This window comes from Luteibacter sp. (assembly GCF_036500425.1).
In the GTDB taxonomy this organism is placed as follows: Bacteria; Pseudomonadota; Gammaproteobacteria; order Xanthomonadales; family Rhodanobacteraceae; genus Luteibacter.
Window position 1 is genome coordinate 65,460 of sequence record NZ_DASYCB010000020.1, and the last position, 25,181, is coordinate 90,640.

Annotated in this window: 22 protein-coding genes; 12 read left to right on the plus strand and 10 right to left on the minus strand. The window is 61.6% G+C overall.

Features of this window, described 5'->3' with window-relative positions:
* Nucleotides 1-1,412: 1,412 nt before the first annotated feature.
* Both VGN46_RS04535 and VGN46_RS04540 read right to left on the minus strand, forming a co-directional pair.
* Nucleotides 1,413-2,453 carry an AraC family transcriptional regulator gene (locus VGN46_RS04535; protein ID WP_331641082.1) on the minus strand — a complete coding sequence of 347 codons (1,041 nt, stop codon included), beginning with the start codon at nt 2,451-2,453 and terminating at the stop codon, nt 1,413-1,415.
* A 213-nt stretch (nt 2,454-2,666) separates the two neighbouring features.
* On the minus strand, nt 2,667-3,239 hold the full coding sequence (locus VGN46_RS04540; protein ID WP_331641083.1) for an OsmC family protein: 573 nt from the start codon (nt 3,237-3,239) through the stop codon (nt 2,667-2,669).
* Nucleotides 3,240-3,482: 243 nt separating this feature from the next.
* Between VGN46_RS04540 and VGN46_RS04545 the strand changes: the two genes are divergently transcribed.
* From VGN46_RS04545 to VGN46_RS04580, 8 genes are all read left to right on the plus strand, one after another.
* Nucleotides 3,483-4,535 carry a DUF1993 domain-containing protein gene (locus VGN46_RS04545; RefSeq protein ID WP_331641085.1) on the plus strand — a complete coding sequence of 351 codons (1,053 nt, stop codon included), beginning with the start codon at nt 3,483-3,485 and terminating at the stop codon, nt 4,533-4,535.
* 65 nt (nt 4,536-4,600) lie between these two features.
* Complete coding sequence (locus VGN46_RS04550; RefSeq protein ID WP_331641087.1) at nt 4,601-5,563, plus strand: AraC family transcriptional regulator; 963 nt, start codon at nt 4,601-4,603, stop codon at nt 5,561-5,563.
* 119 nt (nt 5,564-5,682) lie between these two features.
* The gene (locus VGN46_RS04555; RefSeq protein WP_331641089.1) at nt 5,683-6,300 is read left to right on the plus strand and encodes a nitroreductase family protein; all 618 of its coding nucleotides are present in this window, start codon (nt 5,683-5,685) and stop codon (nt 6,298-6,300) included.
* A gap of 38 nt (nt 6,301-6,338) precedes the next feature.
* Nucleotides 6,339-6,881: a carboxymuconolactone decarboxylase family protein gene (locus VGN46_RS04560; RefSeq protein ID WP_331641091.1), complete on the plus strand. Its 543-nt coding sequence runs from the start codon at nt 6,339-6,341 to the stop codon at nt 6,879-6,881.
* A gap of 27 nt (nt 6,882-6,908) precedes the next feature.
* Nucleotides 6,909-7,826 (plus strand): NADP-dependent oxidoreductase, encoded by a 918-nt coding sequence (locus tag VGN46_RS04565; RefSeq protein WP_331641094.1) that lies wholly within the window; start codon nt 6,909-6,911, stop codon nt 7,824-7,826.
* 54 nt (nt 7,827-7,880) lie between these two features.
* Nucleotides 7,881-8,486 carry a response regulator transcription factor gene (locus VGN46_RS04570; protein ID WP_331641391.1) on the plus strand — a complete coding sequence of 202 codons (606 nt, stop codon included), beginning with the start codon at nt 7,881-7,883 and terminating at the stop codon, nt 8,484-8,486.
* A gap of 66 nt (nt 8,487-8,552) precedes the next feature.
* On the plus strand, nt 8,553-9,119 hold the full coding sequence (locus VGN46_RS04575) for a cytochrome P460 family protein (protein WP_331641096.1): 567 nt from the start codon (nt 8,553-8,555) through the stop codon (nt 9,117-9,119).
* A 209-nt stretch (nt 9,120-9,328) separates the two neighbouring features.
* Nucleotides 9,329-9,967 carry a sensor histidine kinase gene (locus tag VGN46_RS04580; protein WP_331641098.1) on the plus strand — a complete coding sequence of 213 codons (639 nt, stop codon included), beginning with the start codon at nt 9,329-9,331 and terminating at the stop codon, nt 9,965-9,967.
* A gap of 103 nt (nt 9,968-10,070) precedes the next feature.
* Here VGN46_RS04580 and VGN46_RS04585 read toward each other — a convergent pair whose 3' ends face one another.
* On the minus strand, nt 10,071-11,735 hold the full coding sequence (locus VGN46_RS04585) for an MFS transporter (RefSeq protein ID WP_331641100.1): 1,665 nt from the start codon (nt 11,733-11,735) through the stop codon (nt 10,071-10,073).
* 12 nt (nt 11,736-11,747) lie between these two features.
* Complete coding sequence (locus VGN46_RS04590) at nt 11,748-13,223, minus strand: hypothetical protein (RefSeq protein WP_331641102.1); 1,476 nt, start codon at nt 13,221-13,223, stop codon at nt 11,748-11,750.
* Nucleotides 13,224-13,394: 171 nt separating this feature from the next.
* On the opposite strand from VGN46_RS04590, the gene acs reads away from it, so the two are divergent.
* Together acs and VGN46_RS04600 are read left to right on the plus strand one after the other, a co-directional pair.
* Nucleotides 13,395-15,335: an acetate--CoA ligase gene (gene acs, locus VGN46_RS04595; protein WP_331641104.1), complete on the plus strand. Its 1,941-nt coding sequence runs from the start codon at nt 13,395-13,397 to the stop codon at nt 15,333-15,335.
* Entirely contained in the window at nt 15,332-15,979 is a 648-nt protein-coding gene (locus VGN46_RS04600) for a response regulator transcription factor (protein WP_331641105.1), read from the plus strand. Before acs ends, VGN46_RS04600 begins: the two co-directional genes overlap by 4 nt.
* A 65-nt stretch (nt 15,980-16,044) precedes the next feature.
* On the opposite strand, the gene VGN46_RS04605 is transcribed toward VGN46_RS04600, so the two are convergent.
* Nucleotides 16,045-19,524, minus strand: a complete 3,480-nt coding sequence (locus tag VGN46_RS04605; protein WP_331641107.1) for a PAS domain-containing hybrid sensor histidine kinase/response regulator — start codon at nt 19,522-19,524, stop codon at nt 16,045-16,047.
* A 45-nt stretch (nt 19,525-19,569) separates the two neighbouring features.
* Between VGN46_RS04605 and VGN46_RS04610 the strand changes: the two genes are divergently transcribed.
* Both VGN46_RS04610 and VGN46_RS04615 read left to right on the plus strand, forming a co-directional pair.
* Nucleotides 19,570-20,193 carry a 4'-phosphopantetheinyl transferase family protein gene (locus VGN46_RS04610; protein ID WP_331641109.1) on the plus strand — a complete coding sequence of 208 codons (624 nt, stop codon included), beginning with the start codon at nt 19,570-19,572 and terminating at the stop codon, nt 20,191-20,193.
* 141 nt (nt 20,194-20,334) lie between these two features.
* The gene (locus tag VGN46_RS04615) at nt 20,335-21,078 is read left to right on the plus strand and encodes a pyridoxine 5'-phosphate synthase (RefSeq protein WP_331641111.1); all 744 of its coding nucleotides are present in this window, start codon (nt 20,335-20,337) and stop codon (nt 21,076-21,078) included.
* Between the two features lie 152 nt (nt 21,079-21,230).
* Here VGN46_RS04615 and VGN46_RS04620 read toward each other — a convergent pair whose 3' ends face one another.
* The 5 genes from VGN46_RS04620 to VGN46_RS04640 all read right to left on the minus strand — a co-directional run bounded on the left by VGN46_RS04620 (nt 21,231) and on the right by VGN46_RS04640 (nt 25,030).
* Nucleotides 21,231-21,638 (minus strand): biopolymer transporter ExbD, encoded by a 408-nt coding sequence (locus VGN46_RS04620; RefSeq protein ID WP_331641113.1) that lies wholly within the window; start codon nt 21,636-21,638, stop codon nt 21,231-21,233.
* 4 nt (nt 21,639-21,642) lie between these two features.
* Complete coding sequence (locus VGN46_RS04625) at nt 21,643-22,056, minus strand: biopolymer transporter ExbD (protein ID WP_331641115.1); 414 nt, start codon at nt 22,054-22,056, stop codon at nt 21,643-21,645.
* A 19-nt stretch (nt 22,057-22,075) separates the two neighbouring features.
* Nucleotides 22,076-22,822 carry a MotA/TolQ/ExbB proton channel family protein gene (locus tag VGN46_RS04630; protein WP_331641117.1) on the minus strand — a complete coding sequence of 249 codons (747 nt, stop codon included), beginning with the start codon at nt 22,820-22,822 and terminating at the stop codon, nt 22,076-22,078.
* A gap of 54 nt (nt 22,823-22,876) precedes the next feature.
* Complete coding sequence (locus VGN46_RS04635) at nt 22,877-23,479, minus strand: energy transducer TonB (protein ID WP_414675219.1); 603 nt, start codon at nt 23,477-23,479, stop codon at nt 22,877-22,879.
* 252 nt (nt 23,480-23,731) lie between these two features.
* Entirely contained in the window at nt 23,732-25,030 is a 1,299-nt protein-coding gene (locus VGN46_RS04640; RefSeq protein ID WP_331641121.1) for a tetratricopeptide repeat protein, read from the minus strand.
* Between the last annotated feature and the right edge of the window lie 151 nt (nt 25,031-25,181).

Here is a 25,181-nt window from a genome sequence, read left to right on the forward strand (position 1 = left end):
GTTCATCGCGAACGGTACGCTGGCTCCGACGCTTCGCGGCATCACCGGCGACGCCAGCAACACCTACACGGCAGCGATGGGCACGACCTATCGCATTGTCGAAGCCGAAGGCGGCGTCACCGGCCAGTTCACCTCGATCACTCAGCCGACCGCTGGCCTCGCTGCGAACACCCGCTTCCTCGCGTTCTACGGCGTAGAGGGTGGTCATGCGATCGACCTGCGAGTGACCCCAGTGTCGTACGCACAGCTGCTCGGTGCCTCGGCCAAGCGTAATGGCCTGGCTGCCGCGGGCGCACTCGATGGTGCCGTGCTCGCACAGGATGCCAACACCGCCACGGCGGCGCAGAGCACCTTGCTCTACGCCGTGTCTTCGCTGGGCGCCGACCAGGTCGGTACCTTGGTGAAGAGCCTTTCCGGCGAAGTGCATGCCGACGAAGCCGCCGCGGCACGCAACGCAGGCCTCGGCATGCAGCGTGACGTGGCCGACCACCTCGGTACCGACGTCGAGTCGGCCGACGCAGCTCACCGCGTCTGGGCGAACCTGACCCGTGACGGCAACCGTTCGATCGCGGATGGGCAGGGTAGCGGCTTCGAGACCGGCACCGACCGCAGCATCGTCGGTATCGATCTCTACGCCGAGAACGGGACGGTACTCGGCGTTGCCGGTACGCATCACGATACCAACGTGATCGCGCAGGGCGGTTCGGGTTCGATCCGCGGCAACTCGGGCATCGTGTACGCCCAGCAGTCGCTTGGCGGATTCGTGCTCGATGGCATGGCGGCCCGTGGCACCACCGACTGGACGACGCGTCGTGCCGATCCGATGGGTGGTTCGCAGCTGGAATCGCACACCTCGGGCAAGGACACCATGGCCAGCGCCACGCTGCGTATGCCGATGCAGACGGCGGGTGGCAATCGCATCGAACCGTATGTCACCGCCGTGTGGCAGAAGGTGGAGCGTGATGCCTCGGCCGAACGCGGCACCTCGGTCGCCGCGCTCTCGCTGGATAAGCTGTCCGAAACCGGTACGCGCGTCCTCGCAGGCGTGACGCTGGGTTCGAAGGCCGCCGATCCGCTCGCATCGACGCTGACCTGGCGCGCCGGCGTCGCGGTGGGTGCCGACTCTGGCAACCTGCTCGATCCGACCGTGCACAACACGCTGGCCGGCCAGCGTTTCGACACCGCCGCACCGGGTGTCGGTCGTGGCTTCGTGCAGCTGAGTGCCAATGGCACGATGCGCCTGGCGAAGAGCACGTACCTCTACGGCGGCATCACCGCTGAAGACGGCGCGCGGCGCTCGGCGTACGGTGTCACGGCGGGTGTTCGCGTCGCGTTCTAACGCTACTTGCGTGTGTAACGACAAAGGCCCGCCAGGATGACTGGCGGGCCTTTTTTTAGCGAGTGTGCCGCGCCTAACTGAACTCGGGCGCTACATACCTCGCAGGCGCTTCGTCCACGCAATCCACATGCAGGCCAAGCGTGGTGCTGGTCGGGGCCGTTCCGGCATCGGCCGCGCTTCGGTACTCCGACGGGTCCATGTTGAACGCTTTGCGGAATGCGCGAGCGAAGCTGCTCCGGCTCTCATAGCCTGAGTTACGCACCACTTGCTCGATCGGTATCTGGCCTGTGCGCAATTGCTCCGCGGCTTGCCGCATGCGCAGGTCACGCAAGACATTCATGGGCGGCTGGCCAACGACCTCGACGAACCGGGCCATGAACGCGGAGCGACTCAGGTACGCGTTCTGGGCCAGCGAGTTCACGGTGTGTTGCCCGCCGGGGTTGCTTGCCATTTCCGCGAACACACGCGCGATCTGGGGATCCCTGAGCAACGAAAAACGTTCAACCCAGAGATTGTTCGAGTGCAGCGAACGGCGCAGGATGTGGACGATGACCAGCTTCAATAAGGTCGCGCTCATCGCCCCCGCACCGACTTCCTGGCTGACCAGCTCGGAAAGCGCGTCGCGCAACGTCGTATCCAGGCGGTCCTGTTCGGCGAACTGTTCGACAATCGGCGCGGTCAGCGCGCCAAAAAGATCAACCGCTGAGCCATAGCATGCGTCGAAGTAACCGCAGATCAGGACGATCTCGGGCTCGCCATCGCCAGCCGAAACGTAATGGATCGTGTCCTTGGCCACCGCGACCAGATCGCCGTCGACGGTCCGCAGGTTCTGCTGACCGCGGTGGAAGCCCTCTGCCTCGATCCGAAACGCGGACTTCGGTGGCACGATGACGAGCGTGTGCGGCTTCAACTCAATCGGCGGGTGCCCCTTGATCACCAGGCGACCTGAGCCGGATATGTTGTAGTGAATCCCGGGGGCATTGACCGTGCCCATCTCGAGGCAATACCCCTCGCTCACCAGGCACTCGGAAAGGACCACGAACTTGACCTCAAGGCTGATGAGCAGCCGATTGAGGTCGGTCGGGGAGATTCGTACGGCGGGTCCGGTAACCACTGCATCACCTGCGAAAGCGTTGGGAGGCAAAAAGCGCGCGTCGGACCGTACCGATCGAGGCCCACGGATCCACGTCCGGGGCTATCGGCGGTAGCGCGACCTATTCTTAGACCGGTTCAGCCCGGCTGTCCATTAAATGGTAGCGGCCGGGCTTGGCGTGGACTAACGGACGCTTTCAGTGGACTTCTCGTCGCGCGCTCCGGTGCGACCGACCTATCCGGCCTTGCAGGCTTCAAGCATGCCGCGCATATGCGAAGCGCGGCTGACGGCGCTTTCGCTAACGTCGCTGTCATCGAGCAACCGCGTCTCCACGTCAGACCCCCGTGCCACGGTCAGGTGGATCGGACAACGCATAGCCACCTCCAGCAGCGCTGAACGCTGTAGGTTGGTCAGATCACCGACGATCTGGATCTCCTTCAGAAATTTATCGCGAGACGCGAGAGTCGGGCGATCATGGCTTACGCGTACGACCAGCCGCTCAAGGGGCCAGACGCGCTCCGTCGCGTACAAGCGCATGGTCATCAATGCGCATGAGCCAAGCGCGGCCGAAAGCAGATCGAACGGCGAAGGGCCCGCACCGAGCCCGCCCGCACCGATGGGCTCGTCGACGACGAAGGTGGAGGTGCCCGAGCGCACCATCACCTGGTGCGGCCCGTACTTGCCTTCGCTGAGGTGGATGGTCTCCGGGCCGCTACCGTGCAACGGCGTGGCTCCCGTGATGCCGGTCGATGCAGGGGCCTCAGGCAACCGGGTCGGTTCTTCTTGGTGGCTCAGGATTCTGTTCATGCCACCACCTTAATAAGGGCGAGGCCCTAAGGGGTCCGGTGACTGGGTCCAATCATCCGATGTTTTTCCAAGACCACCGTTGAGCGCCCTCTGCGGCGTTTCGACCCTTAGGACGAACGGAACCCTTTTGAGGACGTACGGGTGGTTGGGGCGGCGCAAGATGCTTAGCGAAGCCTGCCGAAGTCCCTCCACGAGTGGCAACGGTGGCGACCCTTTCACATTCCCCGACCGAGACGTCGTGCCATGACTAATACCTTTCATGCCAGCCTTATCCCCGCCCTGATGCGCGGCCTGACCGTCCTGGAGGGCTATCTAAAGAAGGCCGCTGCGTTTGCGCGCGATCGTAACGAAGGCGAGGACTACTACCTTCATGCGCGCCTGGCTCCCGATATGCTCCCTCTTTCAGCACAGGTCCGCATTGCAACAGACACGGCCAGGGCCGCGGCGGGCTGGTTGGCCAACGTACCCGTGCCCATGTACGAAGGCGACGAACTCAGCGTCAACGAACTCCATGGTCGTATCACCAAGACGATCGCGTTTGTGCGAAGCATCGCACCGGCAGAACTTGAAGGCGCCGAAGTGCGCATGATCGATCAACGCTTCAGGGGCGCGTCCTATGCGATGCAGGGTGCCGATTTCGTCAGCGGTTTCGTCCTTCCGAACTTCTATTTCCATGTAGCTATCGCACACGGGATTCTCCGGCAGCACGGCATCGAGATCGGCAAGGCTGATTATCTGGGCCATCTGAAGGGCTATTCCGTCAATGCGGATGCACAGGCGAATCCACGGGCACGCTTTCTCACTCCCGAGCAGGGTGCCGACTGGCTTTCCGCTTACGGCCTGACCCCGGACCCTGACTCGTTGCTACCAAAGAACCAGTCGCTTGGCTTCGTGACGGATACGCGCCATCTGGATTCGTCCGAGGTCATCTCGGCCTTACTTGATGACGAAGATACGTTCCGCCTTGGTGCACTTATCAGGATAACGGACTGGATCTGGGATGATGAGTACGACACCGACCCCACGGCCGCCAGCCGTGTAGCCGCGGGTGAACACCGTTCTCTTGAAGAGGTTCCGGTGACGGCCTTCGGCGCGGAGCATCGTGAGAAAGCGATACACCTGATGGACATCATTCTTGAGCACAACTGGAAGGCCGACCTTTACTTGCCTGGACTGCGGGCGACGGTTCGCTTCCTGGGTGACGGGCGCGCGGAAGTCCATACCTGCGACACGGATGCGGAAACCACCTTGCGTTTCCGTTTGATCGAGCTGGGCGCCGAATGCGAGATCGCGTGAGCCCTGTTCCGGGCCGGTGAACGAAGGTTCGAAATAGACTCCATGGAGGCTAGGCCCGGCAGCCGATGACCTTGAAACTTTCTCGAATGGCATCGAGAGGGCGCTTGCACATGAAACGATCGACTCAGGCGAACCGAATAGCCCGGGCATTCGGCGTGGAGAGCATCGCTTCGATCTCAGGCTTCACGCCACGTGGCCTGACCATGACCGCCGCGGCGATCAGTGCACCCGGTCATACCTCCGGGCATGGGACCTGCTCGTTCGCCGATGATGCCTTCCTGATACTTCTTGGTACGGAGAAGGCGCAGGATATCGCCGTTCGTGCACGCGACCGGCAGATTGCCCCCGTGCATTTGGGGGAGAACCAGGGTCTCGTCATCGACCTGGCGACGGTGTCGGATATCCATTGGCGTGGACCTCTGGACGTCCTTGTCGCCTACCTGCCGCGTCACGCGGTCTTTGAAGGTCACAGCGCCGCACTGGCGGACACCGCTATCCGCAGTGGCGTGATGCCGCAGTGTCGCTTCCTTGTGTCCATCGACACGTGCCTGCGTCATGCGCTTGCCTGTCCACGCTTTCCCTATGCGAATGCGCTGGGTCGGCAAATGCTACTCGCGCTTGCCGCGTGCATCGCCAGCAAAGAGCACCTGCGCGTGGATCGGTCCTTCGTACGCGAGGTCAGCTTATCCATAGATCAGAGGGCGCTCGCGACCAGCTATGTATCGACGCATCCCGACCTGGACATTTCCGCCTCTGATCTTGCGGACGCCTGCGGGATACCCTTCGCGACGTTCGTCCGCGCGTTCCGGCACTCGGTCGGCACCACGCCGCACGATTGGCTCATGGCGAGGCGCCTGGAACGGGCGAAGCACATGATGGCCGAGACCGAGCTTCGCCTCAGTGATATCGCCGCCACGGTGGGGTTCTGCGACCAAAGCCATTTCAATCGGGTCTTTACCCGGCACACCGGATACACGCCCGGCGAATGGCGAAAGTTGTTCGCGGCCGTTGTTGAAGTACAGGACTAATCGTCGCTTACGGTGGACTCCCGGTTGCGAGCCCGGATCTATTCTGACTGTGTCGTCTGTCCCACAACAAACGCACTTTCATTCCCCACTTTATGTCTTGTCATCGCACCGGAATACTCATGAACAACCCAGTCATTGAATGCATCCTCAGTCGTAGTTCTTCCAAGTATTACGACCCATCGGCCACTTTAAGCGATGACCAGATCAGCGAGCTGGTGCGGATCGGTACCGCTGCACCCACGTCCTTCCATATGCAGAACTGGCGCTTCATCGCGGTACGTTCGACCGAAGCGAAGGCTCGACTGAGCCCGATCGCATGGAGTCAGCCTGCGATCACCGACGCAGCAGTCACGTTCATCATCTGCGGCCAGCTAGCCGATTCCAGCGTGATTCCCGATCGCCTCGCACCGCTCGTCGAGGCGGGCATCATGCCGGCGAACATGGTCCCGGAGTGGGAGATTCCCGCGCGTGATTTGTATATGGAATTCCCGCAGCGACAGCGTGATGAGGCCGTTCGATCCGGTGCCATCGGCGCGACCGCCATGATGTATGCAGCTCGTTCGCTTGGCTTGGGCTCAACGCCGATGATCGGTTTCGATGCCGAAGCCGTTTCCCGTGAGTTCGCGCTGACCAAGGATGAAGTGCCGGTCATGTTGCTGTCCGTCGGCGCAGAGCGTCCTGGGAACTGGGCGCAGAAGCCGCGCCGCCCGGTCGCCGACGTACTCGACTTCGTATAAAAGCCGCGACATTCACTATCACATGACAGAGACCTACCATGCCAAGAATCACAGCGTTAAATCCGGAACATATTCCCGTCGACTCGAAGCCGACTCTCGACACATTCACGAAGAACATCGGGTTCACTCCAAACATGATGGCGAACTTCGCCCATAGCCCGATCGCATTCAACGCATGGAATACCTTGCGCGGCGCACTTGGAAAAGTGCTTGACGTGAAGACGCGCGACAGCATTGGCCTCGCCGTATCTGAAGTCAATGGATGCAATTACTGCCTCGGCGTTCATAGCTTCACCGCAACCATGGCCAAGCTGCCGGACGACGAAATCATACTGGCACGCCGGGGCCATGCCAGCGAGCCAAAGCGCGATGCCGCTGTCCAGTTCGCTCACAAAGTGATCCAGTCCCGCGGCCACATCCATGATGCTGATCTGGAAGCGGTGCGCTCCGCGGGCTACACCGATGCGAACATCATCGAGATCATTGCGCTGGTAGCGACGTACTCCCTGACGAACTTCCTTAATAACGTGTTCGATCCTGAGAAGGATTTTCCCGCGGTGACGCCGGCCGGCGTGATCTGAACTTACCTTTCACCGAGGAGACATTCCATGAAGGCGATCGTAGTGACAGACCAGGCGGCTGGCATGGCCGGGATGCAGCTTGTAGAGCGACCCGAGCCGCAGGCAGCGATCAATGATGTCGTTGTCCAGGTTCACGCGGCTGGTTTTGTAAAGACCGAGCTAGAGTGGGATCCGACCTGGAACGATCGCCTGGGGCGCGACCGTACGCCTTCGATTCCCGGTCATGAATTCGCCGGCGTTGTGACTTCGCTAGGCTATGGCACGACAGGTTTATCGGTTGGACAGCGCGTGTTTGGGCTCACGGACTGGACCCGCGACGGCACGCTCGCGGAGTATGCGGCGGTTGAAGCGCGGAATCTCGCACCCTTGCCAGGTGATGTCGATTTTACGGTAGGGGCGAGCTTGCCGATTTCCGGCCTCACCGCGTGGCAAGGGCTGTTCGTCCACGGACGCCTTCAGCCTGGCCAGCGCGTTCTCGTACACGGTGCAGCGGGTGCCGTCGGTTTGATGGTGACGCAGCTTGCACGTGAGTTCGGCGCCTATGTCATCGGCACCGGACGCGCCGCCGATCGTCAAAAGGCGCTTGACGCCGGCGCAAACGAGTTCGTCGATCTCGAGAACGATGTCCTGGAAGACGTTGGCGCGGTTGATCTGGTGTTCTATAGCATCGGCGGAGAGATGGGTAAGCGCTCCGCCCGCTTGATTCGCGCAGGGGGAACGCTCGTGTCCATCGTCGGGCCCAGCGAAGTGCGCCCCACTGATGGGCTCGCCATCGACTTCGTGGTCGAATCCGACCGCGCGCAATTGGGAGAGATCGTCCAGCGCGTGCGCGACGGACGGCTTCAGCCGAGCATCGGCGCCGTCGCTCCACTCGACGATGCCGTTGCGGCCTTGAACTCGACCCGGCGTATCCACGGGAAGACGATTATCCAGATTCGTCGATAACCCTTCGATCATCGGGCCGCGTCCGTCGTGTACAGCCTCGACAAAATCATTCGAATCCTGGTTGCGGACGATCACCCGATGATGCGGGCGGGCCTGTGCGCGACGCTGGAGTCGGAACGGGACATGAAAGTCGTCGGTGAAGCATCCGACGGCGCCGAGGCCGTGTCGATGTTTCATCTGCTTCGGCCGGATGTCGTCCTCATCGATCTGCAGATGCCGAGAGTGGATGGCTTGGGCGCCATAGCCCAGATCAAGGGGAGTGTGCCCACGGCGACGATCATTGTCCTTACGACCTACCCTGGCGATGCACGCGTCAACAAGGCGATGTCACTCGGCGCCATTTCCTACCTGCTGAAGGTTGCGTCGAGCGACGAAATTGTCGCCACGATCAGGGGTGCGACCCAGGGCCGACGACACGTTGCCGATGACGTTATTCAGGATGTCCATGCCCACCAAGGGATGGAGCCACTGAATGCGCGCGAGCTAAGCGTGTTACGCCTCGCTGCGCAGGGTAATAGTAACCGCTCAATCGGCAACGTCCTGAATCTCTCGGAAGAGACGATTAAAACAAGGATGAAGGCGATTCTGGCGAAGCTCAATGCGTCGGATCGCACCCATGCGGTGTCTATCGCGATCCGGCGTGGATTCCTCGACCCGTAAGCCGTTCCTCGTGGCTTGCCTCGTCCCCGGTCCATACCGGACCCCACCACCGAAGAGATCACGAGCATGACCAAGTTCACCGCTATCGCCTTCTCGATCGTTTGCCTTGCGTGCGCCACGGCGGCCACCGCAGCGCCAGCCATGAAGGGCAAAACCGAAGCCACTTCCGTAACAGACGCTAAGGGGAATCTCCATCTCCCCGCGGATTACAAGAAATCGTATGACTACCTGGGCACGTGGGCGATCGCGGCCGACAAAGGCGCGGGATCCAAACAAATGCATGAGGTGTATGCCTCGCCAGGTGCGGTTGATGGCTATAAGACGTCCGGCCAGTTTCCCGAAGGCACGGTGCTGGTCAAAGAGGTTTACGAAACAACCACCATGCCGATGACCACGGGCACGGTCAGTCGCGTTGAGACGCTGAAAGGCTGGTTCGTCATGGTCAAGGCGAGCAAGAACCCGTATCCCGACAATAAGTTGTGGGGCGATGGTTGGGGATGGGCCTGGTTTGATGCGGATAAGACGGCCATGACGACCACGAAGGACTACAAGAGCGAATGCCTCGGGTGTCACGTGCCCGCAAAGGACACGGACTGGATCTACGTTCAGGGATATCCCGTACTTAAGAAGTAGTGCTTGGCGCAAGAATCCGCGATGTGAGCCTGGGAGTCCGGGACACGGTGTCCTGGGCTACCGCAGCCCTTGGCCTGTGCGATATCTAGATGCATGCATTTCTGCGTCTCCCCAGGTGGTTCGTGTACTCGGTCAACGATATCCTGACAAACTGGGTCAAACGGCCGGTTCTCACGGTGCGGGCCAGGCCCGGCGGGCGGAGTCCGCCCGTGGCGAACAGTCCGACGCAAGCAGAGCGGGAGCGTATCGCGCGGGAGTTGCACGATACGCTCCTGCAGGGCGTCCAGGCCATCGCCTTACGTCTCAATCTATGGGCAAGGGATCCGCGCCTGTCGGCGGATTTCAGGGCGGAGATCGAGATTCTGGCGCGTCAGAGCCGAAACATCGTGATCGAAGGGCGCGACCGCATCATCCGCCTTCGCGATGAGGGCGACCCGATTGACTTCCTTGGGGCGCTCGAGGATCAGGCCACGTCGCTTGCCCAGGGCCGTGCCCAGGTCTTGCATCTGCAAACCGCGGGCAGGGAGAGGGCGCTCTCACCCCGCGTGGCGGACGAAGTACTCGCCATCATGCGCGAGGCTTTGGTCAATGCCTTCAATCATTCAAAAGGATCCAGGGTCACGTCGACCGTCAATTATGGGGCACGGCATTTCATGACCTGTGTCGCGGATGACGGCGTAGGCATCATTGCCGATACCCTGGCCCAGGGTCGCCATTCCGTTCATTTCGGGTTGATCGGCATGGGTGAGCGTGCGCGCATGTTGGGCGCGGACCTGATCGTACGTAATCGGTTGTGGAAAGGTAGCCGCGTGTGTCTGAGGATTCCTGCGGCGGTGGCCTATTTGTGAGCGTGTGGGTCGGCTACTTTGATATGTTTTCGCGGCGTGGATCGCGTGCAAGCACGCTCCTACATGCTCTTGCGGGAGTGTGCTTGCACGCGGTGGTGTTGCCTCAATGCTGCAACGGCACGTCCTTCGTCTCACGTACGAAGAACAACCCGATCACCACGGTCATCAACGATACGATCACCGGATACCAGAGCCCGTAATAGATATCCCCCTTCCACGCCACCAGCATGAAACCGATGGTCGGGACGAACCCACCAAACCAGCCGTTGCCGATGTGGTACGGCAAACTCATCGAGGTGTAACGAATGCGTGTAGGGAACATCTCGACAAGCCACGCGGCGATCGGGCCGTAGACCATGGTCACGTAGATCACCAGGATGGCTAGCAACACGATCAGCATCGGATAGTTCGACTGCGCGGGATCCGCCTTGGCCGGATAGCCCGCTGTCTTCAACTGGGCGTCCACCTTTTCGGTGAACGCCTTGCTCTGCGCGGTGAATGTCGCCTTGTCCAGGCCAGCGCCCTCGAAAGACTCAATGACCTCATCACCGACTTTCACCGTGGCCAGCGTGCCAACGGGCGCAGCCGCGTTGCTGTACGGGATACCCTTCTTCGCCAGAACGCTCTTCGCCACATCACAAGAGCTGGTGAAGGTGTGCTTGCCCACCGGATCGAACTGAAAGCTGCAAGCATTCGGGTCGGCGGTCACTACCACCGGCGCATTCGCGGCAGCGGCTTCGATCGCCGGGTTACCGAAGTGGGTCAGTCCCTTGAAGATCGGGAACAGGGTGAGCGCGGCGATCAGGCAACCCGCCAGCACGATGGCCTTGCGGCCGATCTTGTCGGAGAGCCAGCCGAAGAACACGAAGAACGGAGTACCGATAAACAGCGCGGCCGCGATCAGAAGGTTCGCTGTCGTCGCATCGATCTTCAGGCTCTGGGTGAGGAAGTACAGCGAATAGAACTGTCCCGTATACCAGACCACCGCCTGGCCGGCCGTCGCGCCGAGCAGGGCAAGGATCACGAGGCGCAGGTTCTTCCACTGGCCAAACGCTTCGGTGAGCGGCGCCTTCGATTGCTTGCCTTCCGCCTTCATCTGCTGGAAGACCGGTGACTCATGCAGCTGCATGCGGATGTAGACCGACACACCCACCAGCACCGCCGAGATCAGGAACGGGATGCGCCAACCCCAGGCGTCGAACGATTCCGAACCCATGCCGAGTCGCGTACCCAGGATAACCAGCAGTGAGAGGAACAAACCGAACGTCGCAGTGATCTGGATAAAGCTGGTGTAGAGGCCACGCTTGCCATCCGGCGCATGTTCGGCGACGTAGGTTGCGGCACCACCGTATTCACCGCCAAGTGCCAGGCCTTGCAACAGGCGTAACAAGATCAACAGTACTGGCGCCGCGACGCCTATGGTTGTGTAGCCGGGTAACACACCCACGAGGAATGTGGAGGTACCCATGATGATGATGGTGATGAGGAAGGTGTACTTGCGGCCGATAAGGTCACCGATGCGGCCAAACACGATGGCGCCGAACGGGCGAACGGCAAAACCCGCAGCGAATGCCAGCAGCGCGAAGATGAACTGGCTGGTGTCGTTGAGGCCGGTGAAGAACTGCTTGCCGATGATCGCGGCAAGCGAGCCATACAGATAGAAGTCATACCATTCGAAAACGGTACCCAGGCTCGACGCGAGGATCACGCGCCGGTGGCTGGTTCCGATAGAACCTTCGGCACGCATGCCGGATGCGGTGGTGGCCATGCATGTGCTCCGTTAGAACCGGTACATCGCGTTGAGGGTGTATTCATTGCCGGTGTCGGTCTGGCGACCGAGGCCATTGGTGGTGGTCGAATTCAGCTTCGCGTGGATCAGCTCGCCGCTGAAATCAAACGGCCCGGTGGTGTACTGAAGGCTGATCGCCTGCTGCTGGCTCTTGAGCAGGCCGGCGGTATTAGCCGCACGCCAGCGCAGCACATCCCCTTCGTTCGGCTTGCTTGCTGAGACAAAGCCGTAAAGAGTCCAGTGCTTGTCGAACTTGTAACCCGCCTGCAGCCAGCCGCCCTTGTCCTTGATATCGCCGAACTGCGAGAGGTCGCCGAACATCTGGCCGATCGCGTTGCCGGTATACACCGCGCCCTTCAGGATGAAGTTGCCTGGGGTCCACATGCCACCCAGTTCCACGGCGGTGCTCTTGATGTTGCCCTTGATCGGGGTAATCGTGTTTCCATCGACACCGTGCAGGTCCAGACGGCTGTAATGGGCGCCGAGGAAGACCTGCCAATCTTTGCCCTTGGCGGTGATGCGTGCCTGTATCTGCGGCTTGAAGCCCGTATTGCCGGCCGTAAGGAAGTTGTTGGTCGAGCCCGGACCGTTCCAGCCGCCCTCGTAGGCGCCCAGGTCGAACCGCCACTTCACCCCTTCCGAACCGTGGTTCAGATCCTGCATCCACACGATGCCGGGATAACGCCAGCCGATCAGGCCGCTGCCGTAACCCAGTGGGAAAGCGATGTGCGACAGCGACTGCGGTACGTAATCCAGTGGGAACAACAGCTGCCACATCTGGCCGATGCGGAACGTGGTGCCGGAATCGACATTGCTGATATCCATGTAGGCCTGGCGCAGGCGCTGCTCGGGCTGTGATGCCGCGTAGGCGCCGGTGCCATTGAAGCCGCCGAAGAAGTCCATCTCGATGCGGCCCGAGCCGGTCCAGTTCTCGTTGAACTTAGCCCCGGTGAAATCGAGCCAGAAGCGCGTGTTGCGGACGTCGACGCCGGTAATCGAATTGGCCTTGCCGGCGGAGCCTGGCAGCGGGTACTCGGCGTTCTGGCCGTTACCGTACTGGTAATTGCCATCCTGCTTGAAACCGCTGACGTTGATGAAACCATGCAGGGCGAGCGAGACGCCCGGTGCGGTACCTGTCGTGAAGGCCGGCTTGGCCGGTACGGCGGCGACGGTCTTCTCGACCTTGGTCACCTTTTCCTCGGTCGCCTGCGATTGCGTCTGCGCCGCCTGGGCCGTGGTCGCGGCCTGGTCGGTCGTCGCCTTCTGTTGCTGGATCATGGCCTTTAGCTCGGCCAACTGCTCTTCCAGCTGGTTGACGCGCTGTTCCAACGCGGCCTCACGGCTGGATGGCTTCTTCGACTTCGACTGCGCGTGGGCGGTGTCCGGCATGGCCGCCATGGGCAGCATAAGGGCACACGCGACGCTGAAGGCGATGGCCTTGCGGCCACCGGAATACGTGGTCTTCATCAATGGTCTCCCCAACCCTTGGCAGGCCGAGGATGTGACAGGGCGGCCCGGGCGACCATTCGCCAAAGGTCGAACCTCGACCAAAGTCGTAACCGGCCCGCATCCGGATGTTGCGCCGCGACGTTACACTCAGGGCCTACGCCCCACGAACCTTTGTACGCAGGAGCCAGCATGTCCGAGATCCACCCGGTTGACCCCGCCATCGCCGAAAAGGCGCGTGTCCGCAAGGATGATTACCAGCGCATGTACGCGGAATCGGTCCAGGATCCGGAGGGTTTCTGGAAGAAAATGAGCGAACGGCTGGACTGGGTCAAAAAACCCACGAAGATCAAGGATGTTTCGTTTGATCCGGACAACCTGCACATTCGTTGGTACGAAGACGGCCAGCTCAACGTGGCCGCCAACTGCCTGGACCGGCATCTGGCAACGCGCGGTGACAAGACGGCGATCATTTTCGAGGGCGATGACCCGAATGAATCGCGCACGCTCACGTACCGCCAGCTACACGCCGAGGTCTGCCAGTTCTCCAACACGCTGAAGAACCTCGGCGTGGCCAAGGGCGATCGCGTCATCATCTATCTGCCGATGATCCCCGAGGCGGCCGTGGCCATGCTGGCCTGCGCCCGTATCGGCGCGATCCACTCGGTGGTGTTCGGCGGCTTCTCCCCGGATTCGCTGGCCAGCCGCATCGCCGATTCCAGGGCCAAGCTCGTCGTTACCGCCGACGAAGGCTGCCGCGGAGGCAAGAAGATCCCGTTGAAGGCGAACGTGGACGAGTCGCTGTCCCGGCCGAACACGAATAGCGTCGAGACCGTGATCGTGGTGCGCCGCACCGGCGGTGCGATCAACCTCCAGTCGCCGCGCGATCGCTGGTACCACACGCTGATGGAAGGGCAGTCCACCGATTGCCCGGCCGAACCGATGAACGCGGAAGATCCGCTGTTCACGCTGTACACCTCGGGCTCGACCGGCCTGCCCAAGGGCGTGCTACATACCAGCGCCGGTTACCTCGTCTATACGAGCCTGACCCACGAGCTCACCTTCGACCTGCGTGAGGATGACATCTACTGGTGCACGGCTGATGTCGGCTGGGTCACCGGGCACAGCTATGTGGTCTATGGCCCGCTGGCCAATGGCGCGACCGTGGTGATGTTCGATGGCGTGCCGAACTATCCCGATTTCAGCCGGTTCTGGCAGGTCGTCGACAAGCACCAGGTCACACTGTTCTACACGGCGCCGACAGCGATCCGTGCGCTGATGCGCGAAGGCGATGCGCCGGTGAAGAAGACCTCGCGCAAGAGTTTGCGCATCCTCGGTACGGTCGGTGAGCCGATCAATCCGGAGGCCTGGAACTGGTACTACCGCGTCGTCGGCGAAGAACGCTGCCCCATCATGGATACCTGGTGGCAGACCGAGACGGGCGGCTTCATGATCACGCCGCTCCCGGGCGCGATCGACCTGAAGCCGGGCTCGGCGACGCTCCCGTTCTTTGGCGTGAAGCCAGCCATTGTCGATGCCGAAGGCAAGGTGCAGGAGGGGGCGTCCAGCGGCAACCTGGTCATCACCGACTCCTGGCCCGGCCAGATGCGCACGGTATACGGCGACCACCAGCGCTTCATCGATACCTACTTCAAGGCCTACCCGGGTAACTACTTCACGGGTGATGGCGCCCGCCGTGACGAGGATGGTTACTACTGGATCACCGGCCGCGTCGACGACGTGATCAACGTGTCGGGTCATCGCATCGGCACGGCAGAAGTGGAGAGTGCACTGGTCGCCCACCCCAAGGTCGCCGAAGCCGCGGTCGTCGGCTGCCACCACGATATCAAGGGCCAGGGTATTTACGCCTTTGTGACGCTCATCGCGGGCGAAGCCGGCGACGATGCGCTGAAGAAGGAGTTAATCGCCGGTGTGCGCAAAGAGATCGGCCCGATCGCGGCGCCGGATCACCTGCAATGGGCACCGGGCCTGCCAAAAACACGTTCGGGCAAGATCATGCGCCGCATCCTGCGCAAGATTGCTGAGAACGCGCCTGACCAGCTCGGCGATGTCTCGACACTCGCTGATCCGGGCGTCGTGAAAAACCTTGTGGAAGAAAGACTCATCAAGTGAGTGACGTACTCATCGCCGATGACCACCCGCTATTCCGTGACGCCCTTCAGCGCGCGGTACTGGCGGCACTGCCGGATGCCACCGTGCATACGGCGGATAGCGTGCCCGCGCTATTCGCGCTCATCGAAACCTTGCCGGATGCGGATCTGTTGCTGATGGACCTGCACATGCCGGGCGCGCGCGGGTATTCCGCGCTCGCCCATATTCGCGGGCAATACCCGGGCCTACCGACCATCGTGGTCTCTGGCCATGAGGAAGCGCAGGTGGCGCGGCGCGCGCTCGCGCATGGGGCGTCGGCGTATATACCGAAGTCCGCCGCGGTGGATGACATCGTCGAGGCCGTACGCACGGTGCTCGATGGGGATGTGTGGCTACCGCATCAGCTGATGGGTGGCACGGTCGAACTGAAGGCGGATGAAGCCGACATCGCGGCACGCATTGCCTCACTGACGCCGCAACAGTTCCGTGTGCTGAACATGATCGCCGAAGGCCTGTTGAACAAGCAGATCGCATACGACCTCGGCGTCTCGGAAGCAACGGTCAAGGCACACATGACCGCAATCATGCGCAAGCTCGGGGTATCCAACCGCACGCAAGTCGCCCTCGCAGCCTCGCATCTCGATGTAGAGAAAGAATCCCTGTAGGAGCGCGCTTGCGCGCGATGGGGTATCGCGAGCATTCATCGCGCGCAAGCGCGCTCCTACAAGTATTACGCGGCGTGGGTGCCGGCGCGCTTTGCCAGCGCGACCAGCATCGCGCGTAATGCCGCCGGTTTAACCGGCTTGTGTAGCAGCGGGTAACCCATTTCACGTGCGCGCTGTTTTAGTTCCGTGCTGCCGTCGGCCGTGACCATCGCTGCGGGTGGCATAGGTGAAACCTGGGTTGCGATGATCTGCAATGCCATCAGGCCGTCCATCGTCTCAGTGAGATGATAGTCAGCGAGGATCAGGTCGACGCGTGTTTCGCCCAGGATTGACAGTGCAGCGTCTACATCGATCGCCACGCGGCAATCCACACCCCAGCGTCCGAGCAAGGCCTTCATGCCATCGAGGATGGCTTCGTCGTTATCCAGGCACAACACGGTCAGCGGAAGTTGTTCGCCACCGGGGCGCGCAACTGCGGCGACGCGTTTGCGAGCGATCGCTTCCGCACGTGGCACCGTGATGCTGAATACGCTGCCATGGCCCACGCGCGAACGCAGGCCCAATCGATGGCCGAGGATTCCTGACAGACGATCGCAGATGGAAAGGCCCAGGCCGAGGCCTTTCTCTCCCCATGGCGAGGGCCGGTCGATCCGCTGGAACTCACCGAAGATACGTGCCCGCTGTTCCGGCGCGATGCCCGGACCACTATCCCAGACTTCGATCCGAACGTCGCCGCCCTCCCGGCGCACGCCGAGCACGGCGCCCCCAGCGCGCGTATAGCGCAACGCGTTGGAGAGAAAGTTGGCGACGATGCGCCGAAGCAACTGCGCGTCGGAGCGCACGGCCATCGTCGTCGGCACGACGTGCAGGGTGAGCCCACGCTGTTCCGCAACGACGGCAAACTGCTGCTTCAGCGAATCGAACAGATCAGCGAGGGCGAACGGTGCGACTTCCGGACGGTAACTACCGGCATCAAGTCGCGAAACATCAAGCAGTGCGTCAAGCAGGTCTTCGGCCGCGCGGAAGGAAGCATCGATGCGTTCGGCCAGTTGGGTTGCTTCACCATCCAACCCAGGATGTTGTCGCAACGCCGAGGTGAAGAGGCGGGCGGCGTTCAGTGGTTGCAGCAAATCGTGGCTGGCCGCGGCGAGAAAACGGGTTTTCGAGGCGTTCGCAGCCTCGGCCTCGCGGCGCGCGATCGCGGTGGCATCGAGTGCTTCGGAAAGTTCCGCCGTGCGATCGGCGACACGTAGCTCGAGCGTTTCATTTGCGTCGATCAGCGCGAGCTCTGCGTGCTTGTAGGCCGTGACGTCGGTAAACGTCGTGACGAAGCCACCACCGGGTAACGCACGTCCACGCATCTCGATGACGGTACCGTCGGGGCGGACGCGTTGAAACAGATGCGGTGAACCGGCACGCATGTAGCGGATGCGCTTGCCTACATGCTCATCGACTTCGCCAGGTCCGCATTCCCCGTGTTCCGCGTTCCAACGGATAAGGTCGGCGACCGGCAGGCCGACATAGACCATGCCTTCGGGGTAGTCGAAGAGTTCCAGGTAGCGGCGATTCCATGCGACGAGGCGCATGTCGCCATCGACCACGCTGATGCCCTGGGAGACATTCTCGAGCGTGGTCGAAAGCAGCTCGCGGTTGAAGCGTAGCTCCTGGGATGCTTCGTCCATAAGCGCCATGGCCTCCGCGATATCCAGGCCGGTGCCGCTGAGCGCACCCATGAGAATGCGCCGCGCGCTGGCGGCACCCACGGCGCTGGCGAGCAGCCGCTCCGTGAACTGGATCAGCGGACGGTCCGCGGCATCGGTAGGGGAGAGTGTCACACTGTGACGCTCTCCGTATTCATGGAATGCACGTTGGGTGACGCGGTCACCGACAATGCGTCCGGCGATGGTTCCAAGGTCGCGCACCGTGACGCGGCCACGCCAGTCGCCCGCGCCGGTGACGCTGCGGACGAAGGGGTCGACGAACAGCGCGGCATGCAACCGCTCAGCCACGCTGGGTCGGAAGCGCAGCGAGATGAAGACCAGGCACGAAACGTTGATCAGCAGCGACCAGAACGTACCGTGGGTGACCGGATCCCATCCGCTGAGGTGGAACAGTTCGTTCGGCTTAAGCCAGCCGAAGCCCAGCGGCCCGCGCTCCATCCATTCGCTGGGTAACCAGCCAGCGCGGGTCATCGCGGGGAGGAGGAGGGTGTATGCCCATGTCGTAAAGCCGGCGATGAGGCCCACGTAGACGCCGACGCGGCTCGCTCCGCGCCAGTACAGTGCTGAGACGATCGCCGGCGCGAACTGCGCGACAGCTGCGAACGAAAGCAGGCCGGTCGCCGCGAGATTCTCGGCACCAGCGATGACGCGGTAGTAGAGGTAGGCCATGGCCGCCAGGCCAACGATCGCAATACGCCGGATCGCGAGAACCAGTTGTGAGACATCACCACGTTGCTCGAGGCCGAGCCGGCGAATACGCAACAACGCCGGCATCACAAGGTCGTTACTGATCATCGTCGCCAGCGCAACGGCGGCGACGATCACCATACCTGTTGCTGCGGAGAATCCGCCGATGAATGCGATCAGCGCCATGCCATGGTCGCCGAGGGCGATCGGAAGGTTCAGTACCCAGGCATCCACGTGCTGACCGGTGACTGACGCATGGCCGAGACCGGCACTGACGATAGGCAACACACCGAGCGAGATGATCACCATGTAAGTGGGGAACAGCCAACGCGCCTTGCGCAGGTCGCGCGGGTCTTCGCACTCCACCACGCCGATCTGGAACTGCCGCGGCAGGCAGAACATCGCGCAGAACGCCAGCAGGGTCTGCGCGACGAAACCCGGCGGCATGCTGCCTTGCTCGATTTGCAACACCGGGGCACGAACCGTCTCGACGATGCCCGGCCCATGCAGGTATGCGTAGGCCGCTATTCCCACGAAGGCCACGAGCTTCACGAGCGATTCCACCGCGATGGCGAGCATCATGCCGTGGTGGTGTTCGGTCGCGTCAATATTGCGCGTGCCAAACAGGATCGCGAACACGGCAAGCAACGCGGCACACCATAGCGCGGTATCACCAAACCTCCAGCTGGATCCGTCACCGAGGACACTGAAAGACATGGCCACCGCTTTGAATTGCAGCGCGATGTACGGAATGATGGCCACCACGGCAATGATCGCCACCAGCGCGGCGAGACCGTGCGACTTGCCGAAACGGGCAGCGATAAAGTCAGCGATCGAGGTGATGTTGCGCTCGCGCGCCACCAGGACCAGGCGCTCGAGCAGGCCAAAGCCGAACACAAACAGTAGCAGCGGGCCGAGATAGATCGGGAGGTAAGCGAGACCGGACCGGGCGGCCGTACCGACGGCGCCATAGAAGGTCCACGACGAGCAGTAAACCGCGAGAGCAAGGCTGTACACCAGCGGCCGCAGGCGCGGCTGGCGAGGGTAAAGTGGGCGGCGGTCGCCGAGGTACGCGATCCCGAACAGCAGGCCGACGTACAACAAGGCCACCAGCAGCAAGAGCCAGCCTGCGATCACGAATAGGGGTCCCTGTCCGACACGGGCTCAGGCTAGCATGGGCGGATGAACCACGACGTTCCCGACCTTCACGACGACGAGATCCATATCTGGCGCTTGCCATGGGGCAGCGACGCCGCCGGGGCGCCACCCTTCCAGGCGTTGCTTGCAGCGTATGCCGGACCTAGGGCGCCCGAGGTGGCTCGGGGTGAGCATGGGAAACCCCATTTTCCCGGTGCGTTTGGGGCGCTGGGTTTCAGCTGGTCGCATAGTCGCGATACGGCACTATTCGCGGTCGGCCGTGGGCCGCTCGGCTTCGAGCTGGGGGTCGATGTCGAACGCGTTCGTCCACGGGCCAGGTCGCTGGAACTGGCACGACGATTCTTTGCGTCGGCTGAGACGGCGTGGCTGGAGGCATTAGCCCCAGAGGATGTCCTTGGCGGGTTCCTGGGTTTATGGACCGCCAAGGAAGCCGTGCTTAAGGCACAAGGTGGTGGCCTGTCATACGGGCTGCACCGCGTTGCCTTCGGCAACGTAGCCGGTCATCTGGTACCCGATCTGTTCGAGGGGCCCGTCGCCCCGGCAGCGTCCTGGCAAGTTCATACGCTAGACCTCGGCGAGGATCTGTTCGCCGCAGTGGCCTGGCGCGGCGAGCGGCGCAGCGTGCGCGTCTTCACATTTCCGCTTTGAACCTTTCCGCCGCGAGGTGTGTCTGAGTTGATGTGTGTGTGTGAGCCGTGGAGTGCGCCACAGGGACGTGGCGCGTTATGCTGGGACGACAGTCATTGCGCACGTCGCGCTAAGTGACGTGCGCATTTTTTTGGATCGTCGATGACCCTACTCAGCGTTAACCTGAACAAGATCGCCGTGCTGCGGAATTCGCGTGGCGGCAATGAACCCGATATCGCTACCGCGGCGAATACCTGTATCGATGCGGGCTGCGGCGGCCTTACCGTCCACCCCCGTCCCGATATGCGCCATGTCACGCCGGCCGATGTCAGGACGTTGGCCGGTCTGTTACGCGGCCGCGTCGAATACAACATCGAAGGCAATCCGTTTGCGGGTTCGCGCGGGGCCTACCCCGGCCTCATCGAACTATGCCGCGAAGTAGAGCCGACCCAGGTGACGCTCGTGCCGGATGGCGATGGGCAGATCACCTCCGATCATGGATTCGACCTGACGAAGGACATCGACACGCTTAAGCCGGTCGTCGCTGCATTCCGCGAAATCGGTTGCCGTGTAAGCGTGTTCGTCGATGCCGGCGGGGAAGGCTTTGCGGAAGCCGTTGCGATCGGCATCCAGCGCATTGAGCTTTATACCGGGCCTTACGCAGCGGCATTCCACGATGGCGATGCGCGTGCGGAGCTTGCGGCCTTCGCCGAAACGGCTCGTCGTGCACAGCGGGCGGGGCTTGCGGTCAATGCGGGACACGACCTCAGCCAGGCGAACCTGGGAACGTTCAAGGCAGCGATTCCTGGGTTGGCCGAAGTATCGATCGGCCATGCATTGATTGGCGAGGCGCTTTACCAGGGCCTGTCGAGTACGGTTCGCGCTTATCTGGATATCTTGAAGTAATACCGATCGCGCGCAAGCGCGCTCCTACAAGATCATGTAGGAGCGCGCTTGCGCGCGATACACGGTTGCCTCAACACCCGAGCAAATGAAGCACATAAAAAAAACCCCGCCGTAAGGCGGGGTTTTTAGTATTACCGGACAGACCCGATCGGTTACTGCGAATTAACGAAGCCGATCTTGGTCAGGCCCTGGCCCTTCGCGTCAGAAAGCACGCGAGCCACGACCTCGTACTGAACCGCGTCATCCGCGTCGATCTGCAGTTCCGGCTGGTTCGACTGCTGGGCGATCACCGCGATCTGGGCGCGAAGGCCCAACTCGTCAACCGGCGTGTCGTTCCAATACAGCGAGCCATCCTGGCGGATCTGCAGCCGGACGGGATCCGGCGGATTTTCTGGATTGACGATGTTCGGATTCGGCTGCGGCAGATCGATCTTGATCTTATGCGACAGCATCGGAGCCGTGATCATGAAGATGATCAGGAGCACCAGCATCACGTCGACGAGCGGCGTGACGTTGATGTCCGACATCGGGCCACCGGAATTGCCTGAACTGAATGCCATTTCGTTACTCCTTGCCAGTCGACATGAAGCCGACGTGGACCATGCCGGCGTCCTTGGCATCGCCAAGGATCTTCTTCACCACCTTATATTCGGTGGTGCGGTCGGCGCGGATCTGGAGCTCCGGCTGCGGCGACTTTGCCGCCGCAACCGCGAACTGACCCTTCAACTCAGCCTCAGTGACTTCGTTGTCATTGAGGAAGTACGTACCGTCCGGCTTAACCGCGAGATCCAGCGGCTCCACCGGGGTGTCATCCTTTACGTTCGGATTAGCCTTCGGCAGATCGATCTGGACCTTATGGGACATCAGTGGTGCCGTGATCATGAAGATGATCAGCAGAACCAGCATCACGTCGACGAGCGGCGTGACGTTGATTTCTGACATCGGCCCACCGGAGTTGCCCCCGCTGCTCATAGCCATGGGTCAATTCCTCTAACGATTACTTCGTGCCTTCGACACGGGCGCCGGTGGCGAAGAAGTCGTGCAGGTCGTGCGCGAATTCGTCGAACTGGGCGTAGGTCAGGCGGTTCGAGCGCATGAAGAAGTTGTACGCAAGCACGGCCGGGATAGCGGTGAACAGACCGAACGCGGTCATGATCAGAGCTTCACCGACGGGGCCAGCGACCTTATCCATCGAGGCCGAACCCGAAGCGGCGATGCCGATAAGTGCGTGGTAAATACCCCACACCGTACCGAGCAGACCGATGAACGGTGCCGACGAACCGACCGTGGCGAGCAGGGTCAGGCCGCCTTCGAGACGCAGGCTCTCACGAGCCACGGCCTGGCGAAGGGCGCGATCGATGAATTCCGAACGCGACAGCGACTCGGCGAGGCGACCGCCAGCAGCCTGCTGGTGGTGAGCGACGGCCGAAGCGGCATCGAGCGCGATCTTCGAGAACGGTTCGCCCTTCGGCTGCTCTTCGAGCATACGAATGGCTTCCTGCGTCGACGCCGTGTTCCAGAAGCCCTGGATCACCTTGTCGGCGCGCGAACGCACCATGCTGTTACGGATGAAGTTGGCGACGATGAAGTACCACGAGAGGATGGACATCGCGACCAGCACCACGAACACAATCCAACCGAGAAAGTCGAAGTTGTGAATGAGGTGGTCGAAGCCCATCTGCTTGAGGGCGTCGGCATTGGAGTTACCTGGCGTAGCAGGCTGAGCGGAGGTGTCTTGCAACATAACGCTACCCTTGGGAAGTCAAGCGTGAACTTAAAAGTTGTAAGCGGTGGGGGCTTACAGCTGGTTTAGGTTGAACGTAACGGGGACACGTGCATAGCCTTCGACGGCCTGACCGCCTCGCTTGCCCGGGTTGAATCGCCAGTTCCTGGCCGCATCCTGCGCTGCCTTGTCCAGTTCGCGGAAACCGCTCGACTGGTCGATCTGGATGTCTTTCGGCGTACCGTCGACAGCCACGAGAACCAGAAGAACCACCGTACCTTCATGCCGCTGGCGAACCGCCTGCGGCGGATACTTTGGCGGGTTACGCTGACGGTACGACAGATTTTCGCTCGGCGCGATATCCGCAGGCGGTGCCGGCGGCGCGGGAGGCGCCGGAGGCGGTGCCGGAACGGCATTCGTGCTCGCCTCTTCAACAGCCGGCGGCGGCGGAGCCGGCGGCGGCGGTGTCGGCGGCGGCTTCACCTGCTGAATGATCTTCGGCGGCGGCTGCTTCGGGGGTTCCGGGGGCGGCGGCGGCGGCGGGGGGGGCGGCGGCGGCGGCTCGATAAAATCGACCTGGACCACCTTATCCTTCTGCTTTTCCTGCGACTTGGGCGGCGCCATGGGCGCTACCAGCAGCAGGAAGGCGAACGAGTGCAGCGCGATGGCAACAGCCAACGCACTTGTGCGCCCCCAACTAAACGGCGCTTGGCCGGTTGATTCGTTACTTGAGGCCATCAGTCACTATCAAGAGCTAATCAAGCGGAAGTGGGCCCGCTGCTTCCCGGCGTCGGCAATATCACATGGCCTGAACGCGGGTTTTTGCAAGCGGAAAAGAAGCAAGTTACACCAGCATATGGCGTTTGTATAGCGCCTGAAGGGAAGTTTCATGGCAGGCCACAAGCCCCCCTTCCGGCACTTTACAAGGCCTTACTGATTACCTGCGGTTTTCAACCAGGCGTTAGCCTTGGCAGACGTTTCAGGATCCTGCGCCGCGAGCTTCATGTCCGCGATAGCACCCTGCTTGTTCTTCTGACCACGCTTGGCTTCCGCACGCACCATATAGGCCTGGCCTTTATGCTGCACGCCCTTGCTGATGGCGTCCGTCGCGGCCTTTTCGGCAGCGGCGTATTTGTTCTGTTGGAGATTTACACGAGCCAGCTTGAGTGCCGGTTCGCCATTGGTCGCGACCTTGACGGCTTCGTTCAACGCGGTAGTCGCGCTGCCCATGTCGTCAGCGGTGATGTACGAGTCGGAGAGCAGGTTGTAATTCTCGCCGGTCTTCTGCACGACACCCTTGTCCATGCCTTCCTTGAGGATGGCAGCAGCCTTCTGGGCATTGGCCTTCTGGCGGGAATCGTTGTTCTGGCCGTCGATCAGGTAGATCTTGGCGAAGTTCACATACTGCTTCTCGTCCTTGATGGCGCCGGCGGTGTGCGCCTTCTCCATCAGGGCGATCGCTTCCGGATACTTCTGCGCCTGGATCAGCGACGAGGTCGCATTGTTCAGCGCGGTCGCATCGTTCGGGTTCTTGGCGAGTTCATCGGAGGCCATCTGGGCGGCCTTGTCACCCTGGCCGGTTTCCGAATAGCTGGCCATCAGGATCTGGTCCCACGAGCCCTGCGGCTTCGCGTCCGGCATCGACTTCGCCTTGGTGATGGCGGCGATGGCTTCCGGGTACTTCTCGAGGCGGTAATCGATGTTGCCTTCGAGGCCGTACGACTCAGCGGTTTCCTTCTTGCCCTGGTCGCGCCACTCGTGCAGCGACTGCAGCGCCGGCGCGTACTGCTCATCGGCGACGAGGAACTGCGTGTACATGTACTTCAGCTGGAAGTAGGTGTCGTTCGGCATGACGCCGATATCGAGGGCCTGCTTGAGCGTGGTGATAGCGCCCTTAACGTCGCCATCGTTGTACTTCATGTTCGCGATGCCCTGCAGGGCGAGCGCCTGGGCGTACTTGCTGCTCGTAGCCGAACCATCGGCGAGCGGCTGCAGGATCTTGAGTGCGTTTTCCTTGTCGCCGTTGTTGGCAGCGTCGAGGCCTTCGTTGATGGCCTTCTGATCCTTCTCGGTCTTCAGGTCGAGCTTGGGTTCCGCGCGAGTGGCGTTCGGATACAGCACTTCCTTCTTGACGTCGGCAGGCTTGTCTTTTGCAACGACAGCGCCACTGGCAAGTGAAAGAGCGATCGCGGTAGCGAGCGCCATCTTGTTGAAGAAACCCTGTTTCATTGACTGACCTCGGTGGAAGGAGTCGTCGCACGCGGCGGTGCTCCGGGGGACTAGAGAGGTTAACCCGATTTGATTCCTAAGAACAAGTCGCATCGCGACAAAAAAGAAGAGTCAAAACAATGACTTGTTATAAGAACGTTGGCGCTGACGA

Bases quoted from the DNA above. Each gene is read 5' to 3' on its own strand.
- VGN46_RS04540 (WP_331641083.1), bottom strand. From the start codon at position 3,239: ATGAACAGAATCCTGAGCCACCAAGAAGAACCGACCCGGTTGCCTGAG.
- VGN46_RS04575 (WP_331641096.1), top strand. From the start codon at position 8,553: ATGACCAAGTTCACCGCTATCGCCTTCTCGATCGTTTGCCTTGCGTGC.
- VGN46_RS04620 (WP_331641113.1), bottom strand. From the start codon at position 21,638: ATGGCATTCAGTTCAGGCAATTCCGGTGGCCCGATGTCGGACATCAAC.
- VGN46_RS04550 (WP_331641087.1), top strand. From the start codon at position 4,601: ATGACCTTGAAACTTTCTCGAATGGCATCGAGAGGGCGCTTGCACATG.
- VGN46_RS04555 (WP_331641089.1), top strand. From the start codon at position 5,683: ATGAACAACCCAGTCATTGAATGCATCCTCAGTCGTAGTTCTTCCAAG.
- VGN46_RS04610 (WP_331641109.1), top strand. From the start codon at position 19,570: ATGAACCACGACGTTCCCGACCTTCACGACGACGAGATCCATATCTGG.
- VGN46_RS04625 (WP_331641115.1), bottom strand. From the start codon at position 22,056: ATGGCTATGAGCAGCGGGGGCAACTCCGGTGGGCCGATGTCAGAAATC.
- acs (WP_331641104.1), top strand. From the start codon at position 13,395: ATGTCCGAGATCCACCCGGTTGACCCCGCCATCGCCGAAAAGGCGCGT.
- VGN46_RS04585 (WP_331641100.1), bottom strand. From the start codon at position 11,735: ATGGCCACCACCGCATCCGGCATGCGTGCCGAAGGTTCTATCGGAACC.
- VGN46_RS04560 (WP_331641091.1), top strand. From the start codon at position 6,339: ATGCCAAGAATCACAGCGTTAAATCCGGAACATATTCCCGTCGACTCG.
- VGN46_RS04615 (WP_331641111.1), top strand. From the start codon at position 20,335: ATGACCCTACTCAGCGTTAACCTGAACAAGATCGCCGTGCTGCGGAAT.
- VGN46_RS04565 (WP_331641094.1), top strand. From the start codon at position 6,909: ATGAAGGCGATCGTAGTGACAGACCAGGCGGCTGGCATGGCCGGGATG.
- VGN46_RS04630 (WP_331641117.1), bottom strand. From the start codon at position 22,822: ATGTTGCAAGACACCTCCGCTCAGCCTGCTACGCCAGGTAACTCCAAT.
- VGN46_RS04545 (WP_331641085.1), top strand. From the start codon at position 3,483: ATGACTAATACCTTTCATGCCAGCCTTATCCCCGCCCTGATGCGCGGC.
- VGN46_RS04590 (WP_331641102.1), bottom strand. From the start codon at position 13,223: ATGAAGACCACGTATTCCGGTGGCCGCAAGGCCATCGCCTTCAGCGTC.
- VGN46_RS04640 (WP_331641121.1), bottom strand. From the start codon at position 25,030: ATGAAACAGGGTTTCTTCAACAAGATGGCGCTCGCTACCGCGATCGCT.